A 20,215-nucleotide genomic window follows, 5' to 3' on the forward strand; every position below is an offset into this window, starting at 1 on the left:
CATAATCTTTGTAAGCTTCCGCCACAGCCACGCCTTCTTCATTGGCGCCCTCAATGGACTTTACCTTTCCCTCTCCGTCATAGGAGATCTCCATCTCCGGGTTTACGCTGAGGAGGATCGTTCCCATGATCTCCTCTGATTTCTGGACGGCCGCTTCCTCTGCCTCGCCTGCCGTTCCTCCGCCCCCACATCCGGTGAAGACCATCATCCCACATACCATCGCTGCTACTGCTGTCCCTTTTAAATTTCTTCTCTTCATCATATCCTTTTTCTCCTTTTTTTGATTTTTTTTAGGTTGTATTGATAGAATACGGGGCTGCTTTTCAGAAAACGGGGTCGAAAGAAATTTTTTTTATTTTTTTAATCATCATCATCGTCATCACCGTCATCATCATCGCCATCGTCGTCATCGTCACCGCCGTCATCATCGTCGTCATTGTCGTCATCACCATCATCGTCGTCATCGTCGTCAATGACCACATTCCCGGAATTTCCGCCACTTCTTCCGCTCCCCGGATCGCTGTAGCTTTCCTGCGGCAAAACCGGATCTTCTCTTTCCATCTCTTCTTCGGCCTCCCCGGCTGTCCGGATCTCTACGGAAGAATCCAGATGGATGGTAAGTTCTGTGATCAGCAGATCCTCTGTGGCTGTCTTCCAGTCCTCATGCTCTGACTCCACCGTCAGGGTGATCTGATCTCCCTCCTCCAGGAAGCCCTGGTCCACCGCCCGGTCCGCCAGTTCATCCGATACCTGATCCACCTTCTTACCTATATAATGATAATCCTCCACAAGTTCTTCTCCATCATCGTTCATCCCTTCCACGTCTACCGCGTAATCCCAGCGGTTTACGGAGATCATTACATCCGGGTTGATCTGGATCCGCACGGTTCCGTAGGGTGAAAGGATATACTGGAATCCTCCCAGAAAGACCAGACACAGGCAGGCTGCCGCTGCAAGAACCGGGATCACCCGCCGGGACGTCCGGCTCTTCTTCCGTTCCTCCTGGAACGGGATCACCGAATCCACCGTCTGTCCCACTGCATAGCCCAGATTCGCTACCTTCAGGAATCTTCCCTGCTGATCCAGCACCACCGCGTAGCTGAATCCGCATTCCATTACTAGATATCTCAAGCCCGTCCGCCTCCTTTCCCCACGGATATCTGGCACAGATGCCCGCGGATGATCTCATAGCCATTGGTATAAGCCAGGAACAAAGCGGCGATATACTTCCTGTGCCGCTCCAGCGTCTTCCTGGACACTCTGGACAACTCCGTAAGATCCTGGATCGGGAGTTTCCTGGTAGCAAGAAACCGTTCCAGAAGCCATGGATTTTCTTTTGCACAGGCCAGCGCCTGATAGCAGGCCTCCAGAGTGCGGTCCTGCTTTGGACAGTTGTCCGCCACGTCGGTAAGAGAGATCACGAATTCCGCCAGCCCTCTGGCATATTCCTCAATCTCTTCCCTTGCCGCCATCCGGATCTGCCCCTCTTCCACGTTACTTTCACCGCTCTCCAGCGTATCCAGCAGTGTCCGGTCCTCATCCTTACTGTCCGGCTGATCAAAGGAGATCACCTTCCCGTGGCGGCTCTCCTTCCGATAGTGATCGATCAGCCGGTTCCTGATCCCCCGGCTGGCAAAAGCCAGAAATGTCCCCCTGGCTTTTTCATAATTCAGGACTGCTTCATAGAAAGCAAACATGGCAATAGAAAGCTCGTCATCCTGCCCTTCCACCGGCGGCCGGTGTAGGAATTTTGCTGTTTCTGCTTTGATAAATGGAAGATAGTCCCTGACCAGACGATCCGCTTCTTCTGAGCTGCTCCTGGCCGCGGCAACCCGCTTCACGATCTCATGTTCCTGGTTCATATAGCTCTCCTGTCTGTAGTATACGTATGGATAAACTGCATTTTCGGGGTCAGTCCCGCATATGCGTATAAATTTGTAAAAGTTTATCATTCCTTTGTTAAATCCATGTATTTTCACTGTTAAATCTATATAAAGTGAAAACAAACAGCATATAACAGTTGACAACAGTTTCTCACTGTTATATACTGTTTATACAGAAAGGGGAGAAAACTACTATGAAGATCATGATCAACCATTCCCTGATGATCCCCATCTACGAGCAGATCACCGATCAGATCAAGACGTTGATCCGCAGCGGGGAACTGAAGGAAAATGATGTACTTCCATCCGTCAGGGCACTTTCCCGGGAGCTTAAGATCAGCGCCCTGACGGTGAAGAAGGCCTATGATGCCCTGGAGGAGGAAGGCTTCACTGTCACCGTCCACGGCAAGGGAACTTACATTGCCGCGACCAACAGAGAACTTCTCCTGGAAGAGCAGAAAAAAGAACTGGAGGAAGCCCTTTACCAGGCCATCCAGAAAGGCCGCCGCTACGGTATCAGCGACGGCGACATCCAAGAGTTGTTTGCATTGCTTATGGAGGAATAAATGATGTTGAAGATCGAACATTTACAGAAAACCTATCCCAATTTTACGCTGGACTGTTCCCTGGAAGTGCCCTCCGGGTGCGTGACCGGACTGATCGGCCAAAACGGCGCCGGGAAGAGCACCACCTTCAAGGCGGTGCTGGGACTGATCAAAAGAGATGAGGGCAGGATCACCCTCCTTGGAAAGGATCTGGACGACTTCACCGCCAGAGACAGAGAGCAGCTGGGAATCGTCCTCTCCGACTCCGGGTTCAGCGGTTATCTCACCATCCGGGACTTAACGCCCATGCTGCAGACCTTCTATCCCACCTTCGACACCGGACGGTTCCTGGAGAAGGTAAAGAAATTCCGGCTTCCTGTGGATAAGCGGATCAAAGAATTCTCCACCGGAATGCGGGCGAAGCTGAAAGTCCTTTCCGCCACCTGCCACGATTCCCGCCTGCTCATCCTGGATGAGCCCACCGCGGGACTGGATGTGATCGCCAGAGATGAGCTTCTGGACATTCTCCGGGAATACCTGGAGGCGGACGAGAGCCGGTCCATCCTGATCAGCTCCCACATCTCCGGCGACCTGGAAGGGATCTGCGACGACCTCTATATGATCCACGATGGGAAGATCGTGCTCCATGAGGAAACCGACGTCCTGCTGGACCGCTACGGGATCCTGAAAATGGATGAATCCCAGTACCAGACACTGGACCGGCAGTTCATCCTGCGCAGCCGCAGGGAGACTTACGGGTACTGCTGCCTTACTGACCAGAGAACCTATTACTCTGAGAATTTCCCGAAGATCGCCGTAGAAAAAGCCGGCATCGATGAAGTGATCACTATGATGGTAAAGGGGGAAGCATAAATGAAAGGATTATTGATCAAAGATTTTAAACTGATGAAAATGCAGCGGAATTTCTTCTTTGTAATCGTCATGATCAGTGTGGGGCAGGCGCTGTTCTCCGACAGTCTCTCCGTCCCCATCGGCTTTGCCACCTTTGTATTTCCTTTGTTTACCCTGAGCACCATCAGCTATGACGAGTTTGACAACGGAAATGCGTTTCTGTTCTCTCTGCCCATAACCCGGGCAGGCTATGTGGTGGAAAAGTACTGCTTTGCCCTGATCCTGGCCCTTTCTGCCTGGACCATCTCCACCCTTCTGGTGGTGATCGCAGGGACGGTCCGGAGAGGCCTGGATGTGATGGAACTTGTCCTGACCGCCGTTGCCATCCTGCCCGTTCTCTTCCTGATCCTGGCGGTCATGCTGCCCGTCCAGTTAAAATTCGGGGGAGAAAAAGGTCGGATCGCCCTGATCATCGGTATAGGAGCTATCTTCCTGCTGGGATTCCTGGCGACAAAGATTTCCGGACTCCTTGGCGTCGACCTGCTGGCCGCGCTGAACAGCCTTCCGGATGTAAGTGCGGGCATGCTGGCCGGATGCGCCATCGGCGTCACAGCCCTGATCCTTCTTGGCTCTGCGCTGCTTAGCATCCGCATTGTCCAGCATAAGGAATTCTAAATTGACAGTTCCAAAAATAAAGCGTACACTTTTATTATCAGAAAATTCCAAAAAATGCACGGAGGGAACCACCATGAAAATTACAGATGTAAAAATGGAAAAGTTTTCTATTGAGCTGGAGGAACCTTTTAATGTGGCGTTTGCCGAGATCACCCATACCGTCAGTATTATCGTAAAGATCGAAACCGACGAAGGGTATACCGGATACGGTGAAGCAGCGCCTTTTGCGCCGGTTACCGGCGAAACGGTTGACGGATGCCTGGAAGTGCTCCGCATGTTCCGCCAGGGGCTCATTGGCATGGATCCTCTGGAGATTGAGAAGATCCACGCAATGATGGACAGCTATGTCCACGGAAACGGTTCCGCCAAATGTGCCATTGATATCGCTCTTTATGATCTGAAGGGGAAATTCATGAACCAGCCCCTGTACCGGGTACTGGGCGGCTATGACAATCAGGTATTGAATGACATTACCGTTGTCATCAATCCTCCTGAGAAAATGGCGGCCCAGGCGAAACATTTTGTCGAGGATCTGGGGTATCACATCCTGAAGATCAAGATGGGGATTTCCCCGCAGGATGATCTGGAAGCCCTGCGCCTCATCCGGGAAGCCGTAGGCCCGGATATCCGCCTGCGGATCGATGCGAACCAGGGCTATGACTACAGTCAGGCGCTCTTTATGCTCCAGGAAATGAAAAAATACGGGGTGGAAGCTGCAGAACAATGTCTTCCCGACTGGGATCTGGACGGCGCCGCAAGGCTTCGCAGACAGTCCAATGGCGTCCAGCTTATGCTGGATGAATCTCTTCATACGATCCGGGACGCAGCCAGGATCTGTAAAGCAGAAGCCGCAGACATTATGAACATCAAACTCATGAAGTGCGGCGGACTCTACCGCGCTTCCCAGATCAACGCCGTTGGAGAAAGCTTTGGCGTTCCCTGTATGGTAGGCTGTATGATCGAAACAAAGATCTCCATTACCGCAGGTCTGAGTCTGGTAGCCGCCAAGAAAAATATTACGGAATCCGACTGTGATACTTTCTTGTTCTACAAAGACGGAGATACCGGAATGCCGGGCGGTTTCCAGATGCAAAACGACCGATTCTTCCTTCTGGACCGCCCGGGACTTGGACTGGACATCTCCTTTTAGCCTAATGGGAAGAAAGTCTTACTCCAGCCCGTTGTAAGCCTCATCGTCCACCGGTTCGCACCACTCGTTCCCGGTCTCCTCGCCGGGCACTTCTACTGCAATGTGGGAAAACCAGCTGTCCTTTTTGGCTCCGTGCCAGTGCTTCACCTCCGCCGGAATGGTGATGACCGTGCCGGGCGTCAGGCTGACGGCAGGTTTTCCCTCCTCCTGATACCAGCCCTCGCCGGCGGTACAGATAAGAAGCTGTCCGCCGCCGCTTTTGGCGTGGTGGATATGCCAGTTGTTGCGGCACCCCGGCTCAAAGGTGACATTTGCCAGAAATACCGGGCATTTTTTCGCCTCTGTCAGGGGATTCAGATAGGAATTCCCCACAAAATACTGAGCATAGGCCGTGTTGGCGCTGCCAAGACCAAATACATTTTCTTTGCTAAATTGTTCTTGATCATTGATACGCATCGTTTTTCTCCTTTTCAATCTTATTCCATTTCCAACAATTCCCTGCACCCGTTCAGCGCATTGAACAAACGGGGAAGCCCCATATATCCGCTGGCATGGACCAAAGCGCAGACCACTTCTTCCCGGCTGTTGCCAGCCTTCAGCGCTCCTTTTACATGACTTCTTAACTGCACTTCCGCGCCGCCCAGAGCCGCCAGCAACACTACCGTGAGCAGCTCTCGGGTCTTGCCGTCGAGGCCGGCGCGAGTCTGAAAGTCCCCGAAGCTCAGCTCAGTCAAGAAGCGGGGCACTGCCTGGGCAAACTCGCCGGGCAGCCAGGTATAACGGTCCGCGATCTCTGTTCCATAGAGAGGCTCCTGGATCTTTAATCCTTTCTGATAGCGCTCCTCATCGTTTTCGCCAGTCAAAGTCTTCTGGGACGGCAGGGGCAGTTCAATTCCATTCTCCGTAAACACTTCATTCATGGCGCCAATAGCATTGAGTGTCTTTGGAAAACCGATAAAGGGCGCACACTGGTAAACTGCCTCCCGGATCTCCACCGGTGTGCAACCGGCGTTGAGGCTGGCCTGCACATGGGCTTTGATCTGGGGCAGGGCGCTAATCGTAGTCAGCACGGTAACCGTGACCAGCTCCCTCATGCGGTTGTCCAGACTGCCTGTATAGCAGACATCTCCAAAAATGTAACCCTGCAGGATCTGCATGAATTCGCCGTCCGTTCCTTCATCCCCGGCAGCATGGCTGTGAAACAGCTCCTGCATTTTCTGTTCTGTTTTTTCTTTTCGATTCATGATTTACCTCTTTTTTTATTCATTATCCCCCGTCTTCTGTATCCTGTCTAATACCTGTCCGCTATGAAAAACCATACGTTTTCCGTATATTAAAAAAAGCCATGGCACCAGCGCTTTCACTGATACCATGACCATTTCTAATATTCCTGAATTGTCTGTACGAAAAGGGACGTCGCCTGGGAAAACAGATGGTTCTTTTTCCACAGGATCACACTCCTTGTTGTGTGCTCCGGCAAGATCTTACGAAAACAAAGATTGGGATCCGCATGTATGGACAATGCGCCGTCCAGACAGACTGCGCAGCCCATCCCGGCCTCTACCAGCAATGCGGCGTTGGAAAGAAGATTGTAAAAAGCCGGGATGTTCAGGTGCCTTTCCTCGCACTGCATCCAGTGAAGAACTTCCTCTTTTGCATTCTCTCTTCCCGGCATGATCAGCGGATACTGCCGGATCTCCTCCACGGTTAAGGTTTCCTTTTCCGCAAGTTCATGATCCTTTCTTAAAAGAAGTCCCCAGGTCTCTTTCTGGGGAAGCCTTACATATTCAAATTTTGCAGTATCAATGGGCTCCAGAACAAGTCCCAGGTCAAGAAGCCCTCGTTCCAGCATTTCTTTGATGTTGTCCGCCATTCCATTATAGAGATCAAACTGGACATCCGGATATCTCTCCCGGAATTCTTTCATGTAACGGGCTAATGCACGGCAGCCTACCGCTTCTGAAGCGCCGATCCGGATGGTACCGCAGACCACATCTTTTTTATCTTTAAAGGTATGTTCCAGCTTGTCTGAGAGCTCTACGATCATTTCCGCCTGCTGTTTAAACAGAAATCCTTCGTCTGTTAAAGTCACGGAACGTTTCCCCCGGATCAGGAGCGCCGTTCCCAGTTCGTCTTCCAACTCTATCAGCTGGCGGCTTAAGGTGGGCTGGGTAACATGAAGGATATCCGCAGCCCGTGTAATATTTCCTTCATCCGCTACCGTCAGAAAATATTTCAGCACACGCAATTCCATATCCATCACCTCCCATCACAGCTTTTTGTATTTCCCCATCAAGTTCTTGAATGATTACAGATCTATTTTTGGTGCATAATCCGCAGCAACATTTTCTTCCACATCATCCTCCGTAGAATACTCCTGCACTGGCGTCCGGCTCATAGAAAACTGGGATAAATACTCAATCCGCTGCTTAACCGATCCTTTAATCGCACGAATACGGATTTCATCCACATAATCCTCTGTTCCTTCTGCGGTCAGTACACTCTCAATCAATCTGTCCACATCCTTCAGCCGGTCAAAATCAATCCAGCTAAAATCAGACACCAGCTTTAACTGCTCCGCATGGTGATTTTTAAAAGGCTTGCAGACTATATCTTTCTCTGAGCGTATCTGCATGGGCGTCTTATCGTAGCCCAGTGAGGAACCACTGTCATAAATTGGGGCGAAACCAATCCATTTCAAGGTTTCCGCCTCCCGCAGCATACCAAAATTGTTAAAATGCCGATCTTCATTGGCGATAATAAAATCCAGCACGATCATACGGTCAAGGAAGGGAACGGCATCCTGGATACCAAGCCTTTCACAGCAGTTGACAAAATGCTGATACACCGAGACGCTGTTACTCTTTTTCTGCGTTTTGAGGATACGCCATGCCGGAACCAGTTCCGTATCCCTTGTGATAAAATCTTCGCACACACTGTAAGGCGCGCCTTTGTTCCAGGTGACTTTATACGGCACATAAGGAATTCCCAGGCGCTCCATGATCCCGGCAGCGATCACCTCATTAAAGGGCTGCTGTCGGAATGGGTTGCTGCCGCCTTTTACCAGGCACCGTTTCCCGTCTATGATCTTCCAGCGTTTTTTCAGATTACCGTCTGAAGTATTATCCGGAGATGAAAAATCTAAAGCATCCGTTTTCTTTTCCGCTCCGAACAGGACGTCGCCAATATCGTCTGAAAAACCATTGTCAAAAAAGTTGATGGCGTCCCATGTCAGGCCGGAACCTTTCGGACAGATCCAATACTGATCCGACAGACTCAGTCCATAACAACGTACCAGAAGCAATTTTGTGCTGGTTATCTCCAATGTTTCCAGAGCCTCCCGGATACCAGACCGGCTGGCCGGGATAGACCGGTCTGTCCACCACTCATTTAACGCCGTCCGGTCAGCAACACCCTTTTTTACTGGGATCCCCACAGGAAAATGCTCTGGCGCATAGACCATGCCAATCTTTTGTATGAAACCAGTAGCGTCATCCAGTTCTAACTCCGCTACAGCGATTCGTTTATGCATTAAGATACACTTCAAACTACTCACCCCGCCTTCTGACCATTGATGATAATAGATGGATTATACCCTTTTTTAACCCCTTCTGTCAATGAAACGGTATATACAACCGGGGACGTGGTATTTCTGAAAATACCACGTCCCCGGTTTATCTCTCATTAACAGATCTTGTGGATCCATCCTTCCGGAGCCTCGATGTGCCCCATCTGGATCCCGGTTAATGTATCATACAGCTTCTTGGTGATCGGTCCCATCTCATCCATGCCGCTTGGGAAGCAGATCTCTTTTCCATGATCATTGATCTTCCCTACCGGAGAGATGACTGCTGCCGTTCCGCACAGACCGCACTCTGCGAAATCTTTTACTTCGTCAAAGTAGATCTCCCGCTCTTCTACTTCCAGTCCCAGGTACTTCTCAGCCACATACATCAGAGAACGTCTGGTGATGGAGGGAAGAATGGTGCTGGATTTGGGTGTTACCACCTTGTTGTCTTTGGTCACAAAGATGAAGTTGGCTCCGCCGGTCTCCTCCACCTTCGTACGGGTGGCCGCATCCAGGTACATATTCTCGTCGAATCCCTGTCTGTGGGCGTCCATGATGGCGTACAGGCTCATGGCGTAATTAAGGCCTGCCTTCACATGACCGGTGCCGTGAGGCGCTGCCCGGTCATAGTCGCTGACACGAATGGTGATAGGCTTTGCGCCGCCCTTGAAATAAGGTCCCACCGGTGTGGTAAATACACGGAACTGATACTCGTCCGCCGGCTTTACACCAATGATCGCATTGGAGCCAAACATAAAGGGTCGTACATACAGGGTCGCACCAGAACCATAAGGCGGTACATATGCCGCATTGGCTTCCACCGTCTTGTGGACTGCCTCCACAAACCGCTCCTCCGGGAAGGGCGGCATCTCCAGCCGCTTCGCTGTATTGGCCATCCGGGCGGCGTTCAGGTCCGGGCGGAACATCACGATACTTCCGTCCTCCGCCGTATAGGCTTTCAGCCCCTCAAAACAAGTCTGGGCGTATTGCAGGACGCAGGCGCATTCATTGATGACAACATTGGGGTCGGAGGTCATTGTCCCCTCATCCCAGGCGCCGTCCTTATAGTTGGAGACATACCTCTGATCCGTCTCCAGATAAGCAAAACCAAGATTCTGCCAGTCGATATTCTTCTTCTCCATCTCAATTCCTCCATTCCGTATGTAACTTCTGTCTATCTATGGATTATTATAGTACGCCTAAAATCAAAATTCAAGAGTGCGCTCGGTTTTTATCTCTCCATCATACTGATGGACTCGATCCCTACGCTTCCGCCCCGGACCACTTCAATGCTCTTGAACTCTTCCTTCATCAGCTTGATCACCGCGTCATTCTTGGTGGCTGTCTGGACAAACTCCAGCAACAGGCTGTCCTTGCCGTAGTCGATGACTTTCGCCTTGAAAGTCTCCGCGATCTGGAACAGCTCCACCTTATCCTCCGGCGTACATTTGCGCACCTTTACATAGAGGATCTCCTTCATCCGCACGAAGATATCGGTAAAATCGATCACCTTGATCACTTCCACCAGACGGTTCAGCTGCTTCTTGATCTGCTCAAAGGTCTCATCGTCGCTGACGGTGGCGATGGTCATCCGGGATACGGTTGGATCCTCCGTGGTTCCAACGGTAAGACTGTCCAGGTTATAGGACTTGCCGGAGAACAGTCCGGAGATCTTCGAGAGAACACCTACCTGGTTCTCTACATACAGGGATATCCAGCGTTTCTTCATTCCATTGCTCATGCTCTTCCTCTCCTCTCTCTAACAGTCCAGGATCATGTCTTCCAGTGTTCCGCCGGGTTCGATCATGGGATATACCAGATCCTCCGGATCGATCACGAACTCCAGGATATACGGGGTCTTTTCACTCTTCATGGCCTCCCGGAAGGCAGGCTCGATCTCCTCCACTTTGGTGATCCGGATCCCTTTGGCGCCGTAGCTCTCTGCCAGTTTTACAAAGTCCGGCGTATATTTGGGACATTCCACCTCGCCGCATCTGCCTCTGCAGGCTGCGCCTGACCTTAAGCAGGTCATGGAGTAGCGCTTGCCGTAGAACAGCTTCTGCCACTGCCGCACCATCCCAAGATTGCTGTTGTTAAAGATACAGGAGATGATGGGAAGTTCTTCCAGAACTGCTGTCGCCAGCTCCTGGATATTCATCTGCATTCCCCCGTCTCCGGAGATGGAGATCACCGGGGTATCCGGATGTCCGATCTTGGCTCCAATGGCTCCCGGCAGCCCGTATCCCATGGTCCCCAGTCCGCCGGACATGAAGAGACGCCGCTTCTCATTTACCTCCAGGAACTGGGCGGTAAACATCTGGTGCTGCCCTACGTCGGTAAGGACAATAGCCTCGTCAAACAGCCGGTTGATGGCGTCCAGCACATCTTTTGGCGTCATAATGGGACGGGGCTTCATGGTAAGCGGGTGCTTCTCCTTCCACTCCTTTATCTGGGCTCTCCACCCTTCCGTCTCACAGGGCGTCACATACTCCAGCATCTTAGTCACCGCTTCCTTGGCGTCCGCCACGATGGGCACGTCTACCTGCACGTTCTTGGAGATGGCCGCCGTGTCGATATCAATGTGCACGATCTGGGCATGAGGCGCGAAGGAATGGAGCTTCCCGGTGATCCGGTCATTAAACCTTGTTCCGATGGAGAACAGAAGGTCACATTCATTCACCGCCATATTGCAGGCATAAGCGCCGTGCATTCCCAGGTTGCCGATATAAAGCGGATGATCTGTGGGGATGGCCCCCCGGCCCATAACGGTGGTCACCACCGGGACGTTGGTCTTCTCCACCACCTCTGTGAATTCCGGCCAGGCATGGGCGATATTGACGCCGCCCCCCGCCAGGAACAGAGGCTTCTTCGCCTTGCTCAGCATCTTGATGGCCCGCTTCAGCTGGCCGATATGTACATGGGTGTTAGGCTTGTAGCCCCGGATATTTACGTCCGTGGGATACTCCCCGTCTCCCAGTTCCGCCATCACGTCCTTGGGCAGATCCACCAGCACCGGTCCAGGTCTTCCGGTGCGGGCGATATAGAAGGCCTCCTTCAGGATCCGTCCCAGGTCTTCTCTTCTTCTTACGGTAACTCCGTACTTGGTGATACTCCGGGTGATCCCTACGATATCTACTTCCTGGAAGGCGTCGTTTCCGATCAGATGGCGGGCCACCTGTCCGGTAAAGCACACCAGGGGCACGCTGTCATAATAGGCAGTGGCCAGCCCGGTCACCAGGTTGGTCGCTCCCGGTCCGCTGGTCACCAGACAGACCCCCACCTTGCCTGTGGATCTGGCATAGGCGTCCGCCTCATGGACCAGGGCGATCTCCTGCCGGGGCAGGATCACCTTGACCCGGTCCTGCCGGTACAGTTCGTCGCTGATATCAATGGTACAGGCCCCAGGATAGCCGAACACGGTATCCACGCCTTCTTCCCACAGCGCTTTCACCAACAATTTGTTTCCACTGATCTTCTTCATATACATACCTCCCTGTCAACACCTCTGCCAAAAAAATGCCCCAAGCCTTCTGGCTTAGGGCGAATCTGCATCCGTGTTACCACCTAACTTCAGAGAAATCTCTCTGCACTCTGCCGGCACGGGAAAACTTATGTCTTCCGATACCGTTCCCCTCTAACGCCGGGATATGCGTTGAAGTCTACTTAGGCCTGCCGCCTGTTCGGTCCACTGCTCGAGGGCTACTTCCATAAGTCTTTCACGAAGATTCCCACCGTCCATCTTCTCTCTGTGCTTGCAAGGCCTATGTACTCCTCCCTGTCATAGCATTTCTCTGATAAATTACATCTATTATAGTTGACCCCTGATTCCTTTGTCAACCATACATTCTTAATGGATTTCTTGATCTTTGTTACGATTCTTCCAGTACCCGTCTGCTGATCCCTTCCCAGGAAATGCCGCTTACATCCGCCTTCGTCCCCGTGCTGCTGTGGATACTCTCCTCCAGGGCTTTGGCCAGCCGCTCTTCGAAAGCCGGCAGGTCTTCCGCCACCGGTTCGTCAGTATTCTCCATCCTGGGCAGCGGCACATAGCGCACGTCCGCGCCCGGCGCATTGGCTCCCAGCCACTCCTGGATCCCCGGCAGGTCTGTCACTACCACCCGGTCGCCGCAGGCCAGGGCCTCGATCACCGTCAGGGGCAGGGCGTCGAAGAAGGACGGAAGGACAAAGATCTGGCACAGATTATAGACCTTCGCCAGCGCCTCCTGGGACAGCCTTCCCAGGAATTCCACCCGGTAGGGGCTCCCTTCTGCCAGCCGGCGGATCTCCTGATATTCCTCAACATTTCCCGCTCCTCCGGCCAGGTACAGCACCAGGTCTTCCCTCTCTTCCTTCAGATAGTCGAGGGACCGAAGAAGGCTCATGACCCCCTTTTTCTCCGCGATCTTCCCGGCAAAGACCATCCGGGTCACTCCATCCTTTGGCTTTTCGCCGCTGCTCTCAAAGATCTGGCTGTTATAGCCCACTCCTACCCGGCAAAGCTTCTCCGGATCCGCCTGATAGATCTCCAGCACTTTGTCGCCCTGGGCCTTCTGGGGCACGAAGATCCGGTCCAGCTTCCGGATCTGTCCGGCGATATAAGCCCGCTTAAGATCCGTCTTCTCCATCTGCCGGATATCCGTATTGTGGCAGAATCCGTAGATCCTGCGGTCCGGGAAATGTTCCCGCACCAGCGCGGTGAGAAGATAGAGATGGTGGCAGAGGATCAGATCCGGGTCAAGGGCTTCCACCGCCTCCGTTACCTTCTCAAGAAACGCTTTGCCAAATGCTTCTGTCATTTCTTCCGTCATATCACAGTACCGGGTGCTGGGATAGGGCATCTCATCCGACATTCCCGCGATGGGATAGGGAAGGGTTTCCGTCTGAAAATACACCGGGTAGAATCCCACTTCCGCCGGCAGGCTGATCTGGTCTTCCCGGTAGACTCCCGCCACCACCGCCTGAGAGTGGCCTTTTCTGGCGAATTCTTTCACAAGCTCCGTAAGATAGACCCCGCTTCCTGTACTGGATGGTTTCTGTGCTGTTATGCTTAAGATCCTCATGCTGTCCTCTCATACACCGCGAAGACATATTCCAGGTCAAAATACGTCTGTTCCTCGCTGACTTTTGTCATCTTCCACTGGGGATCCTGATCCAGATCCGGGAAATACACATCCGCGTCAAAGGCCCGGTCTACCTTGGTCACATAAGCCTTGTCGCATAAGGGCAGAAGTTCCCGGTAGATCTGGCCGCCGCCGATCACGAAGATCTCTTCCCCGGAATACTTCTTCAGCTCTTCTTTTAACTCCTCCATGGAGTGTACCACCACTGCGCCGGGGGCCTGATAACCCTGATCCCTGGTGAGCACAATATTCACCCGATTGGGCAGGGGCTTGCTCTCCGGGAAAGACTCCAGGGTCTTTCTGCCCATCACCACTACATGCCCGGTGGTCATGGAACGAAAATATTTCATATCCTGGGGGATCCGCACCAGCAGCTTGCTGCCAAGGCCGATAGCCCAGTTCTTGTCTACATTTACGATCAGATTCATAGTTCCTCCTTAGATGGCTACCGGAATATTCCGGATCTGCTCATGGGTCTCATAGTCAAGAAGCTTCACGTCCTCCGGCGTGAACTCATAGAAGTCCTTCACCTCCGGGTTCAGCCAGAATCTGGGCGCCGGCAGAGGCTCCCGCGCGATCAGTTCCTCGATCATGGGGATATGCCGGTCATAGATATGAGCGTCGGCGATCACATGGACGAACTCGCCCACTTCCATATCACACACCTGAGCCAGCATGTGAAGGAGCACCGAATACTGACACACGTTCCAGTTATTGGCCGCCAGCACGTCGTTGGAACGCTGGTTCAGGATCCCGTTCAGGGTCAGCTTCTCACTGCCCGGCCGCTTTGTCACATTGAAGGTCATGCTGTAGGCGCAAGGATAGAGATTCATCTCATGAAGGTCCTGGTGCACATACAGGTTGGTCATGATCCGCCGGCTGTAAGGATTATTCTTCAGATCATAGATCACCCGGTCCACCTGGTCGAACATCCCTTCTTTATACTGGTGCTTCACACCCATCTGATACCCGTAGGCCTTGCCGATGGAGCCGTCCTCATCCGCCCAGCTGTCCCAGATGTGGGAGTGGAGCTCATGGATGTTGTTGGACTTCTTCTGCCAGATCCACAGAAGCTCGTCGGTACAGCTTTTGATAGCCGTCCGACGAAGAGTCAGGGCCGGGAATTCCTTTGACAGGTCATAGCGGTTCACCACCCCGAACTTCTTCACCGTATAGGCCGGCGTCCCGTCCTCCCAGACCGGGCGGACCTTCTCGCCTCTGGTATCTGTCCCGTTATCTATGATGTCTCTGCACATATGGATAAAAACACGATCCGCATAACTCATAATCTATACCTCCGTATATTATCACTTTCCCTATTGTACCATGGATCCGGGCAAAAAAAAAGAATCCGGATGCATCTTCCGACTGCACCCGGATTCTTTTTCCCGCTCCTTAACAGCAACATTCCTTCAGTACGCTGTCCAGGGCGCTGGCGCTGCTGCTGTGGGCCCGCTCCACAGGGATATTATAGCGCTGCGCTTCCCGGAGGGCGCAGTGGACCATCTTGTGGGCCACCGTAGAAGTAAACAAGATGATCAGATCCGGCTGTCCGATCTGGGTCTTCAGGTTCCCTGACATCCGGGTAAATACCTTCGCCTTGCAGCGATAGCGCTTACAGATCTCTTTGTACTGCTGTTCCATCCGCTCATTTCCACCTATGATCACCACACTCATGATCCGATCCTCCTGTCTTTTTATTGTATTTTGATTATGATTATCATTTGCATTTAAATAATACCATATACACAACCAAAATGCAAGAAAAAACCGAGCCTTTTATGGCTCGGTTATGTTGTACAGCACCTTGTCCAGCAATCGTTCCAGGGCTGCGGTCTCCTTCTTGGTAAGCCCCAGGGTCAGCATCTTATCCAGCTTCTTTCTGTCCATCTCCATCCTTCTCTGGATATCATAGGCCTTCTCCGTGGGATAGATATTCTTGCACCGCTTATCCCTGGCGCTTGGCACCGAGAGGATGAACCCCTTCTCGTCCAGGCGCTTGAGGAGGCCGGTCACCGTGGGGTTCCGCAGGTTCAGTGCTTTCTCGATATCCCTCTGGGTCACCTCTTCTTTGCTCCCGCTCAGGAGATAATCCAGCACCTCGCACTGGGAAGCGGTGATCCCGATATTCTTCAGCTGCCTGTTGAATTCCTTCTCATATCCGTTGTTGATCTGCTTGATCCGAAATCCAATAGTCCTGCGTTTCTGCATCTTATGCTCTCCTTATCCGATGGTCTTGCGGATCCCTTCCAGAACTCCCGTCTTGCCAAGAAGCTTTGCCACGGTGTAGAACAGGATCACATCGATGGGAAACATCAGCGCCTGCTTCAGGGCTCTGGCCGGGAACAGCACCATAAAGGCATCCCCGTAGAGCACGGTCATCCAGTACGTGTTGAGCAGAAGATTGATGAACACCGTCACCAGCCCGTTGGCCAGGATCACCCGTCCCAGGCTTAAGGGCTTCCGGTAGAGGATCACGCCGTAGATCACACTGCCCGCCATGGCGCTCAAGGTAAGCCCCGGGAAAAAAGCTCCGATGGGCTTCATGATATAGGAAATGATATCCGCAAGGCCGGCCACCGCGCACCCGGCCACCGGGCCGAACAGCATGGCCGTCAGTTCTTTTGCCAGCGGGTCGAATCCGATCCGCAGATACTCCGTGATCTGCAGCCGGTAGAACCCAAGCACCACCGTGATGGCCAGCAGCATGGAGACTGCGGCCAGGTTCCTAAGATCCTTCAAATCCTGAAAGGACTGTGTAAATGATGTTTTCCATCGTTTCATAAAAAATACCTCCTTCGCAGTAGTCCTTAAAGCTACGCATAAGCAGGTAGTTTTTATCTGTCTATGTGTAGCAGCGGGATGCGGAACGTATACCGCGGAAGGCTTCTTCTGAGCCCTTCCTTCGTCCGCGCGGCAACTCCCCGTCCCCGCGGCACTTAACGCACACATTCCTACTCTGCTTTCTTTATTTTGTTCATTCTAGCATATCCGGCCGGAAAAGACAATCACTTTCCATACTGCCGGATCACGCTGCTGATCTCCCGCACCGTCTCCAGTTCTTCCAGATGGCGCAGGGCATCCTGCATATGGAATTCCTTCACTGCCTCTGTCACGATGACCAGCTCTGCCGAGCCTTTTGCCACGATCTTCTGTACCACCTGGGAGATACTCACCTTATGGCTGCCAAAGATACTGGCGATCCCGGCCAGGACTCCCGGCTTGTTTTCCACCTGCATCCGGACAAAAAACAGATTCTTCATCTGCTCAAAGGGCTTCACCGGCGTATCCCGGTAGCAGGTACAGTTGATCCGTCCGGTACAGTGATACCCAAGATTCCTTACCACATCGATCACATCCCCCATGACCGCGCTGGCTGTGGGAAGCTGTCCTGCTCCCCGCCCGTAGAACATGGCGTCATCCACCGCGTCTCCGTGGACAAAGATGGCGTTGAAAGAATCCCGCACCGAGGCCAGCGGATGATGCTGGGGAAGCAGCATGGGGTACACCGCCGTCTCAATGCCTTCCGGCGTATTCCTGGCGATCCCCAGAAGCTTGATCACACAGCCCAGTTCCCTGGCATAGGCAATATCCCTGGCTGTGATCCGGGTGATCCCTTCTGTATATACGTCCGAGAAGCCGATCCGGGAATGAAAGGCGATGGAAGCAAGGATGGCGATCTTGCGCCCTGCATCCAGTCCCTCCACATCCGCCGTGGGGTCTGCCTCCGCATAGCCAAGCTCCGTCGCCTGGGCAAGAGCCTCGTCAAAATCCATCCCTTCTTCAAACATTTTCGTCAGGATGTAATTGGTGGTCCCATTGACGATGCCCATCACCTCATCTATCTCATTGACAGCCAGGCACTGCTTCATAGGCCGGATGATGGGGATCCCGCCGCCCACTGCCGCCTCAAAGAGGAAATCCACTCCCTTTTCCGCCGCCGTATCCAGAAGCTCTCCGCCGTACTCCGCCACCAGATCCTTGTTGGCAGTCACCACGTTCTTCCCTGCCTTCAAGGCTTCCAGGATCATGGTACGTGCCGGCTCAATGCCGCCCATCAGCTCGATCACGATCTGGATCTCTTCATTGTTGATGATATCTTCCCAGCGGTCTGTCAGAAGCGTTCTGTCCACACCTTCCCGCTCCTTGCCAAGGTTATGGACCAGGATCGCAGCGATCTCAATGGAAGCTCCCGCCTTGCTGCTCATCTCCTCTTGCTGCCTTTCGATCAGTTTATAGACTCCGCTCCCTATGGTCCCCAGACCGAGAAGGGCTACTTTTACCGTATCTGCCATCGCTCATCCCTCCGTTTTCCTGTCCCTGTTTTCAGGTATTCATTGTACCACATCCGACTTGGGTCAGGCAATCTGAGAAAAAAGATAATTTTCTGGTTGACAAATCATTTCCCGTATAGTATAGTATCTATTGTGCTGAGGAGCACAAGACAAATAAATGCGACAGTGGCTCAGTTGGTAGAGTACGACCTTGCCAAGGTCGGGGTCGCGGGTTCGAGCCCCGTCTGTCGCTCTTAAGAAGCCCGGAAGAATATCTTCCGGGTTTTTTGTATGCCAAAAATAAATCTCCGCAGGAACATCATCCTGCGGAGATTCTTTTTCTTTTTCTTCTATTCTTCTTCCTCTTCTGCCACCACAGCGATCCCCAGCTCGTCAAGCTGCTCCTTCGTTACTCTGGCCGGAGCCTCGGTCATAAGGTCGGAGGCGTCTTTCACCTTGGGGAATGCGATCACGTCCCTTATGCTGTCTTCTTTCGCCATCAGCATCACCAGACGGTCCAGTCCGTAGGCCAGCCCTGCGTGAGGCGGCACTCCGTACTTGAATGCAGTCAGAAGGAACCCGAACTGAGCCTGGGCCTGTTCTTCTGTGAAGCCCAGTACCTCAAACATCTTGCTCTGGATCTCCGGGTTGAAGATCCGGACGCTTCCGCCGCCGATCTCATTTCCGTTAAGCACGATGTCGTAAGCCTTGGCCCGCACCCGCCCCGGATCGCTGTCGATATACGCAAGGTCCTCCTCCATGGGCATGGTGAAAGGATGATGCATAGCCGTAAACCGGTTCTGCTCTTCGCTCCACTCCAGCAGCGGGAACTCGGTGATCCACAGGAACTTGTACTCGTTCTTGTCCAGAAGCTCCATCTGACGGGCCAGCTCCAACCGGAGGGCGCCCAGGGAATCCCAGACTACCTTATTCTTGTCTGCCGCAAAGAGGAGCAGGTCTCCTGCCTCTCCCCCCATAGCCTCTATAAGGGCGGACATCTCTTCCTCTTTCATGAACTTGGCGAAGGAAGACTTCACCGTACCGTCCTCCTGAATGGCAATGTAAGCCAGTCCTTTCGCGCCGTAGTCCTTTACAAAGCTTACCAGCTTGTCGATCTTTTTCCTTGGCATACCGCCCTGTCCCTTGGCGTTGATTCCCCGGACCGTGCCGCCATTCTCGATGGCTCCTTTGAATACGGCAAACTCACAGTCTCTCACCACATCTGTCACATTGGTGAGCTCCATGCCAAACCGGATATCCGGCTTGTCTGAGCCGAACCGGTCCATGGCCTCCTGCCAGGTCATCCGTGGAATGGGCAGGGACACGGTAATCCCCAGCACTTTTTCAAAAAGATAAGCCAGCAGGCGTTCATTTACATCAATCACATCGTCCACGTCCACAAAGGACAGCTCCATGTCGATCTGGGTAAACTCCGGCTGCCGGTCCGCCCGCAGGTCTTCATCCCGGAAGCATTTGGCCAGCTGGAAGTACCGGTCGCACCCGGAACACATGAGAAGCTGCTTGAAGATCTGAGGCGACTGAGGAAGGGCATAGAAACTTCCCTGGTGGATCCGGCTGGGCACCAGATAATCTCTGGCTCCCTCCGGGGTGCTGCCGATCAGCACCGGCGTCTCGATCTCCAGAAAGCCTTCTTCCGCCAGGAACTGACGGGTCAGGGTTGCCACCTGGCTTCTCATCAGCAGGTTCTTCTGCAGATCTGGTCTGCGAAGGTCCAGATAACGGTATTTCAGACGGACCTCTTCCTTGGTCTTGGAATTCTCTTCGATAGGGAAGGGAGGCGTCTCCGATTCGGAAAGGATCCGCAGTTCCTCCGGGATTACTTCGATCTCCCCTGTCTTCAGATTCTCATTGACCGCGCCGGACCGCTTTTCCACGGTTCCCACCACAGCCACTACATATTCAGACCGCAGGCGGGCCGCCTTCTCGATAAGAGCCGGGTCCGTCTTTCCTTCTTCACATACCACCTGGATGATGCCGGACCGGTCCCGTACATCGGTGAACACCAGTCCTCCTTTATTCCGGTTCTTCTGGACCCACCCCATAATGGTCACTGTCTTTCCGATATCCCCGGCGGAAAGCTCCCCGCACCGGTGTGTCCGTTTTAATCCCTGCATTGATTCTGCCATG

At 52.9% G+C, this 20,215-nt stretch carries 22 protein-coding genes, 1 tRNA gene, 1 riboswitch and 1 other annotated feature; of the genes, 5 read left to right on the forward strand and 18 right to left on the reverse strand.

The genetic code is table 11. The features are described 5' to 3' along the window. The 3 genes from ACML7B_RS02545 to ACML7B_RS02555 all read right to left on the reverse strand — a co-directional run. Nucleotides 1–262 (reverse strand): hypothetical protein (locus ACML7B_RS02545; RefSeq protein WP_418539215.1); only part of this gene is annotated, 262 nt, incomplete at its 3' end. 98 nt (nucleotides 263–360) lie between these two features. Next, nucleotides 361–1,131: a hypothetical protein gene (locus tag ACML7B_RS02550; protein ID WP_418539216.1), complete on the reverse strand. Its 771-nt coding sequence runs from the start codon at nucleotides 1,129–1,131 to the stop codon at nucleotides 361–363. After that, the gene (locus tag ACML7B_RS02555; protein WP_418539217.1) at nucleotides 1,128–1,862 is read right to left on the reverse strand and encodes a sigma factor; all 735 of its coding nucleotides are present in this window, start codon (nucleotides 1,860–1,862) and stop codon (nucleotides 1,128–1,130) included. The genes ACML7B_RS02550 and ACML7B_RS02555 overlap by 4 nt, the downstream gene beginning before the upstream one ends. Before the next feature lie 215 nt (nucleotides 1,863–2,077). On the opposite strand from ACML7B_RS02555, the gene ACML7B_RS02560 reads away from it, so the two are divergent. The 4 genes from ACML7B_RS02560 (at nucleotide 2,078) to ACML7B_RS02575 (ending at nucleotide 5,105) form a co-directional block, all read left to right on the forward strand. Next, entirely contained in the window at nucleotides 2,078–2,449 is a 372-nt protein-coding gene (locus ACML7B_RS02560; protein WP_418539218.1) for a GntR family transcriptional regulator, read from the forward strand. Between the two features lie 3 nt (nucleotides 2,450–2,452). After that, nucleotides 2,453–3,301 (forward strand): ABC transporter ATP-binding protein, encoded by an 849-nt coding sequence (locus tag ACML7B_RS02565; protein WP_418539243.1) that lies wholly within the window; start codon nucleotides 2,453–2,455, stop codon nucleotides 3,299–3,301. Beyond that, nucleotides 3,302–3,955: an ABC-2 transporter permease gene (locus tag ACML7B_RS02570; protein WP_418539219.1), complete on the forward strand. Its 654-nt coding sequence runs from the start codon at nucleotides 3,302–3,304 to the stop codon at nucleotides 3,953–3,955. Nucleotides 3,956–4,028: 73 nt separating this feature from the next. Continuing rightward, nucleotides 4,029–5,105, forward strand: a complete 1,077-nt coding sequence (locus ACML7B_RS02575) for a mandelate racemase/muconate lactonizing enzyme family protein (RefSeq protein WP_106790360.1) — start codon at nucleotides 4,029–4,031, stop codon at nucleotides 5,103–5,105. 18 nt (nucleotides 5,106–5,123) lie between these two features. Here the strand turns inward: ACML7B_RS02575 and ACML7B_RS02580 are convergent, their stop codons facing one another. The 14 genes from ACML7B_RS02580 to ACML7B_RS02645 form a co-directional block, all read right to left on the reverse strand. After that, complete coding sequence (locus tag ACML7B_RS02580; protein WP_418539220.1) at nucleotides 5,124–5,561, reverse strand: cupin domain-containing protein; 438 nt, start codon at nucleotides 5,559–5,561, stop codon at nucleotides 5,124–5,126. A gap of 20 nt (nucleotides 5,562–5,581) precedes the next feature. After that, the gene (locus ACML7B_RS02585; RefSeq protein WP_418539221.1) at nucleotides 5,582–6,349 is read right to left on the reverse strand and encodes a carboxymuconolactone decarboxylase family protein; all 768 of its coding nucleotides are present in this window, start codon (nucleotides 6,347–6,349) and stop codon (nucleotides 5,582–5,584) included. A 137-nt stretch (nucleotides 6,350–6,486) separates the two neighbouring features. Further along, nucleotides 6,487–7,359, reverse strand: coding sequence for a LysR family transcriptional regulator (locus tag ACML7B_RS02590; protein WP_418539222.1), 873 nt, complete (start codon nucleotides 7,357–7,359; stop codon nucleotides 6,487–6,489). A gap of 54 nt (nucleotides 7,360–7,413) precedes the next feature. Next, nucleotides 7,414–8,661 (reverse strand): HipA domain-containing protein, encoded by a 1,248-nt coding sequence (locus tag ACML7B_RS02595; protein ID WP_418539223.1) that lies wholly within the window; start codon nucleotides 8,659–8,661, stop codon nucleotides 7,414–7,416. Between the two features lie 128 nt (nucleotides 8,662–8,789). Next, nucleotides 8,790–9,815 (reverse strand): branched-chain amino acid aminotransferase, encoded by a 1,026-nt coding sequence (locus tag ACML7B_RS02600; protein WP_106790345.1) that lies wholly within the window; start codon nucleotides 9,813–9,815, stop codon nucleotides 8,790–8,792. Between the two features lie 89 nt (nucleotides 9,816–9,904). After that, entirely contained in the window at nucleotides 9,905–10,414 is a 510-nt protein-coding gene (gene ilvN / locus ACML7B_RS02605) for an acetolactate synthase small subunit (protein WP_418539224.1), read from the reverse strand. A gap of 18 nt (nucleotides 10,415–10,432) precedes the next feature. Continuing rightward, complete coding sequence (ilvB, locus tag ACML7B_RS02610; protein ID WP_106790343.1) at nucleotides 10,433–12,154, reverse strand: biosynthetic-type acetolactate synthase large subunit; 1,722 nt, start codon at nucleotides 12,152–12,154, stop codon at nucleotides 10,433–10,435. A gap of 52 nt (nucleotides 12,155–12,206) precedes the next feature. Next, nucleotides 12,207–12,464 (reverse strand) — a binding site (T-box leader). Nucleotides 12,465–12,542: 78 nt separating this feature from the next. Next, nucleotides 12,543–13,733 carry a glycosyltransferase family 4 protein gene (locus ACML7B_RS02615; RefSeq protein WP_418539225.1) on the reverse strand — a complete coding sequence of 397 codons (1,191 nt, stop codon included), beginning with the start codon at nucleotides 13,731–13,733 and terminating at the stop codon, nucleotides 12,543–12,545. Continuing rightward, complete coding sequence (locus ACML7B_RS02620) at nucleotides 13,730–14,221, reverse strand: dihydrofolate reductase (RefSeq protein WP_106790341.1); 492 nt, start codon at nucleotides 14,219–14,221, stop codon at nucleotides 13,730–13,732. The genes ACML7B_RS02615 and ACML7B_RS02620 overlap by 4 nt, the downstream gene beginning before the upstream one ends. 9 nt (nucleotides 14,222–14,230) lie before the next feature. After that, entirely contained in the window at nucleotides 14,231–15,079 is an 849-nt protein-coding gene (gene thyA, locus ACML7B_RS02625) for a thymidylate synthase (protein WP_346708166.1), read from the reverse strand. A 109-nt stretch (nucleotides 15,080–15,188) separates the two neighbouring features. Further along, nucleotides 15,189–15,470 (reverse strand): DUF2325 domain-containing protein, encoded by a 282-nt coding sequence (locus tag ACML7B_RS02630; protein WP_106790339.1) that lies wholly within the window; start codon nucleotides 15,468–15,470, stop codon nucleotides 15,189–15,191. A gap of 102 nt (nucleotides 15,471–15,572) precedes the next feature. After that, the gene (locus ACML7B_RS02635) at nucleotides 15,573–16,004 is read right to left on the reverse strand and encodes a MarR family winged helix-turn-helix transcriptional regulator (protein WP_106790338.1); all 432 of its coding nucleotides are present in this window, start codon (nucleotides 16,002–16,004) and stop codon (nucleotides 15,573–15,575) included. 12 nt (nucleotides 16,005–16,016) lie between these two features. Next, nucleotides 16,017–16,577, reverse strand: a complete 561-nt coding sequence (locus tag ACML7B_RS02640) for a folate family ECF transporter S component (protein WP_418539226.1) — start codon at nucleotides 16,575–16,577, stop codon at nucleotides 16,017–16,019. Between the two features lie 69 nt (nucleotides 16,578–16,646). Continuing rightward, nucleotides 16,647–16,757, reverse strand: a riboswitch (THF riboswitch). A gap of 44 nt (nucleotides 16,758–16,801) precedes the next feature. Next, complete coding sequence (locus tag ACML7B_RS02645; RefSeq protein WP_418539227.1) at nucleotides 16,802–18,088, reverse strand: homoserine dehydrogenase; 1,287 nt, start codon at nucleotides 18,086–18,088, stop codon at nucleotides 16,802–16,804. Between the two features lie 159 nt (nucleotides 18,089–18,247). Between ACML7B_RS02645 and ACML7B_RS02650 the strand changes: the two genes are divergently transcribed. After that, nucleotides 18,248–18,320 (forward strand) — tRNA-Gly (locus tag ACML7B_RS02650). Between the two features lie 97 nt (nucleotides 18,321–18,417). Here the strand turns inward: ACML7B_RS02650 and aspS are convergent. Continuing rightward, entirely contained in the window at nucleotides 18,418–20,214 is a 1,797-nt protein-coding gene (gene aspS / locus ACML7B_RS02655) for an aspartate--tRNA ligase (RefSeq protein WP_418539228.1), read from the reverse strand. Nucleotide 20,215: the final 1 nt, after the last annotated feature.

Source organism: Massilistercora timonensis (assembly GCF_048354975.1).
Classification (GTDB): Bacteria; Bacillota; Clostridia; order Lachnospirales; family Lachnospiraceae; genus Massilistercora; species Massilistercora timonensis.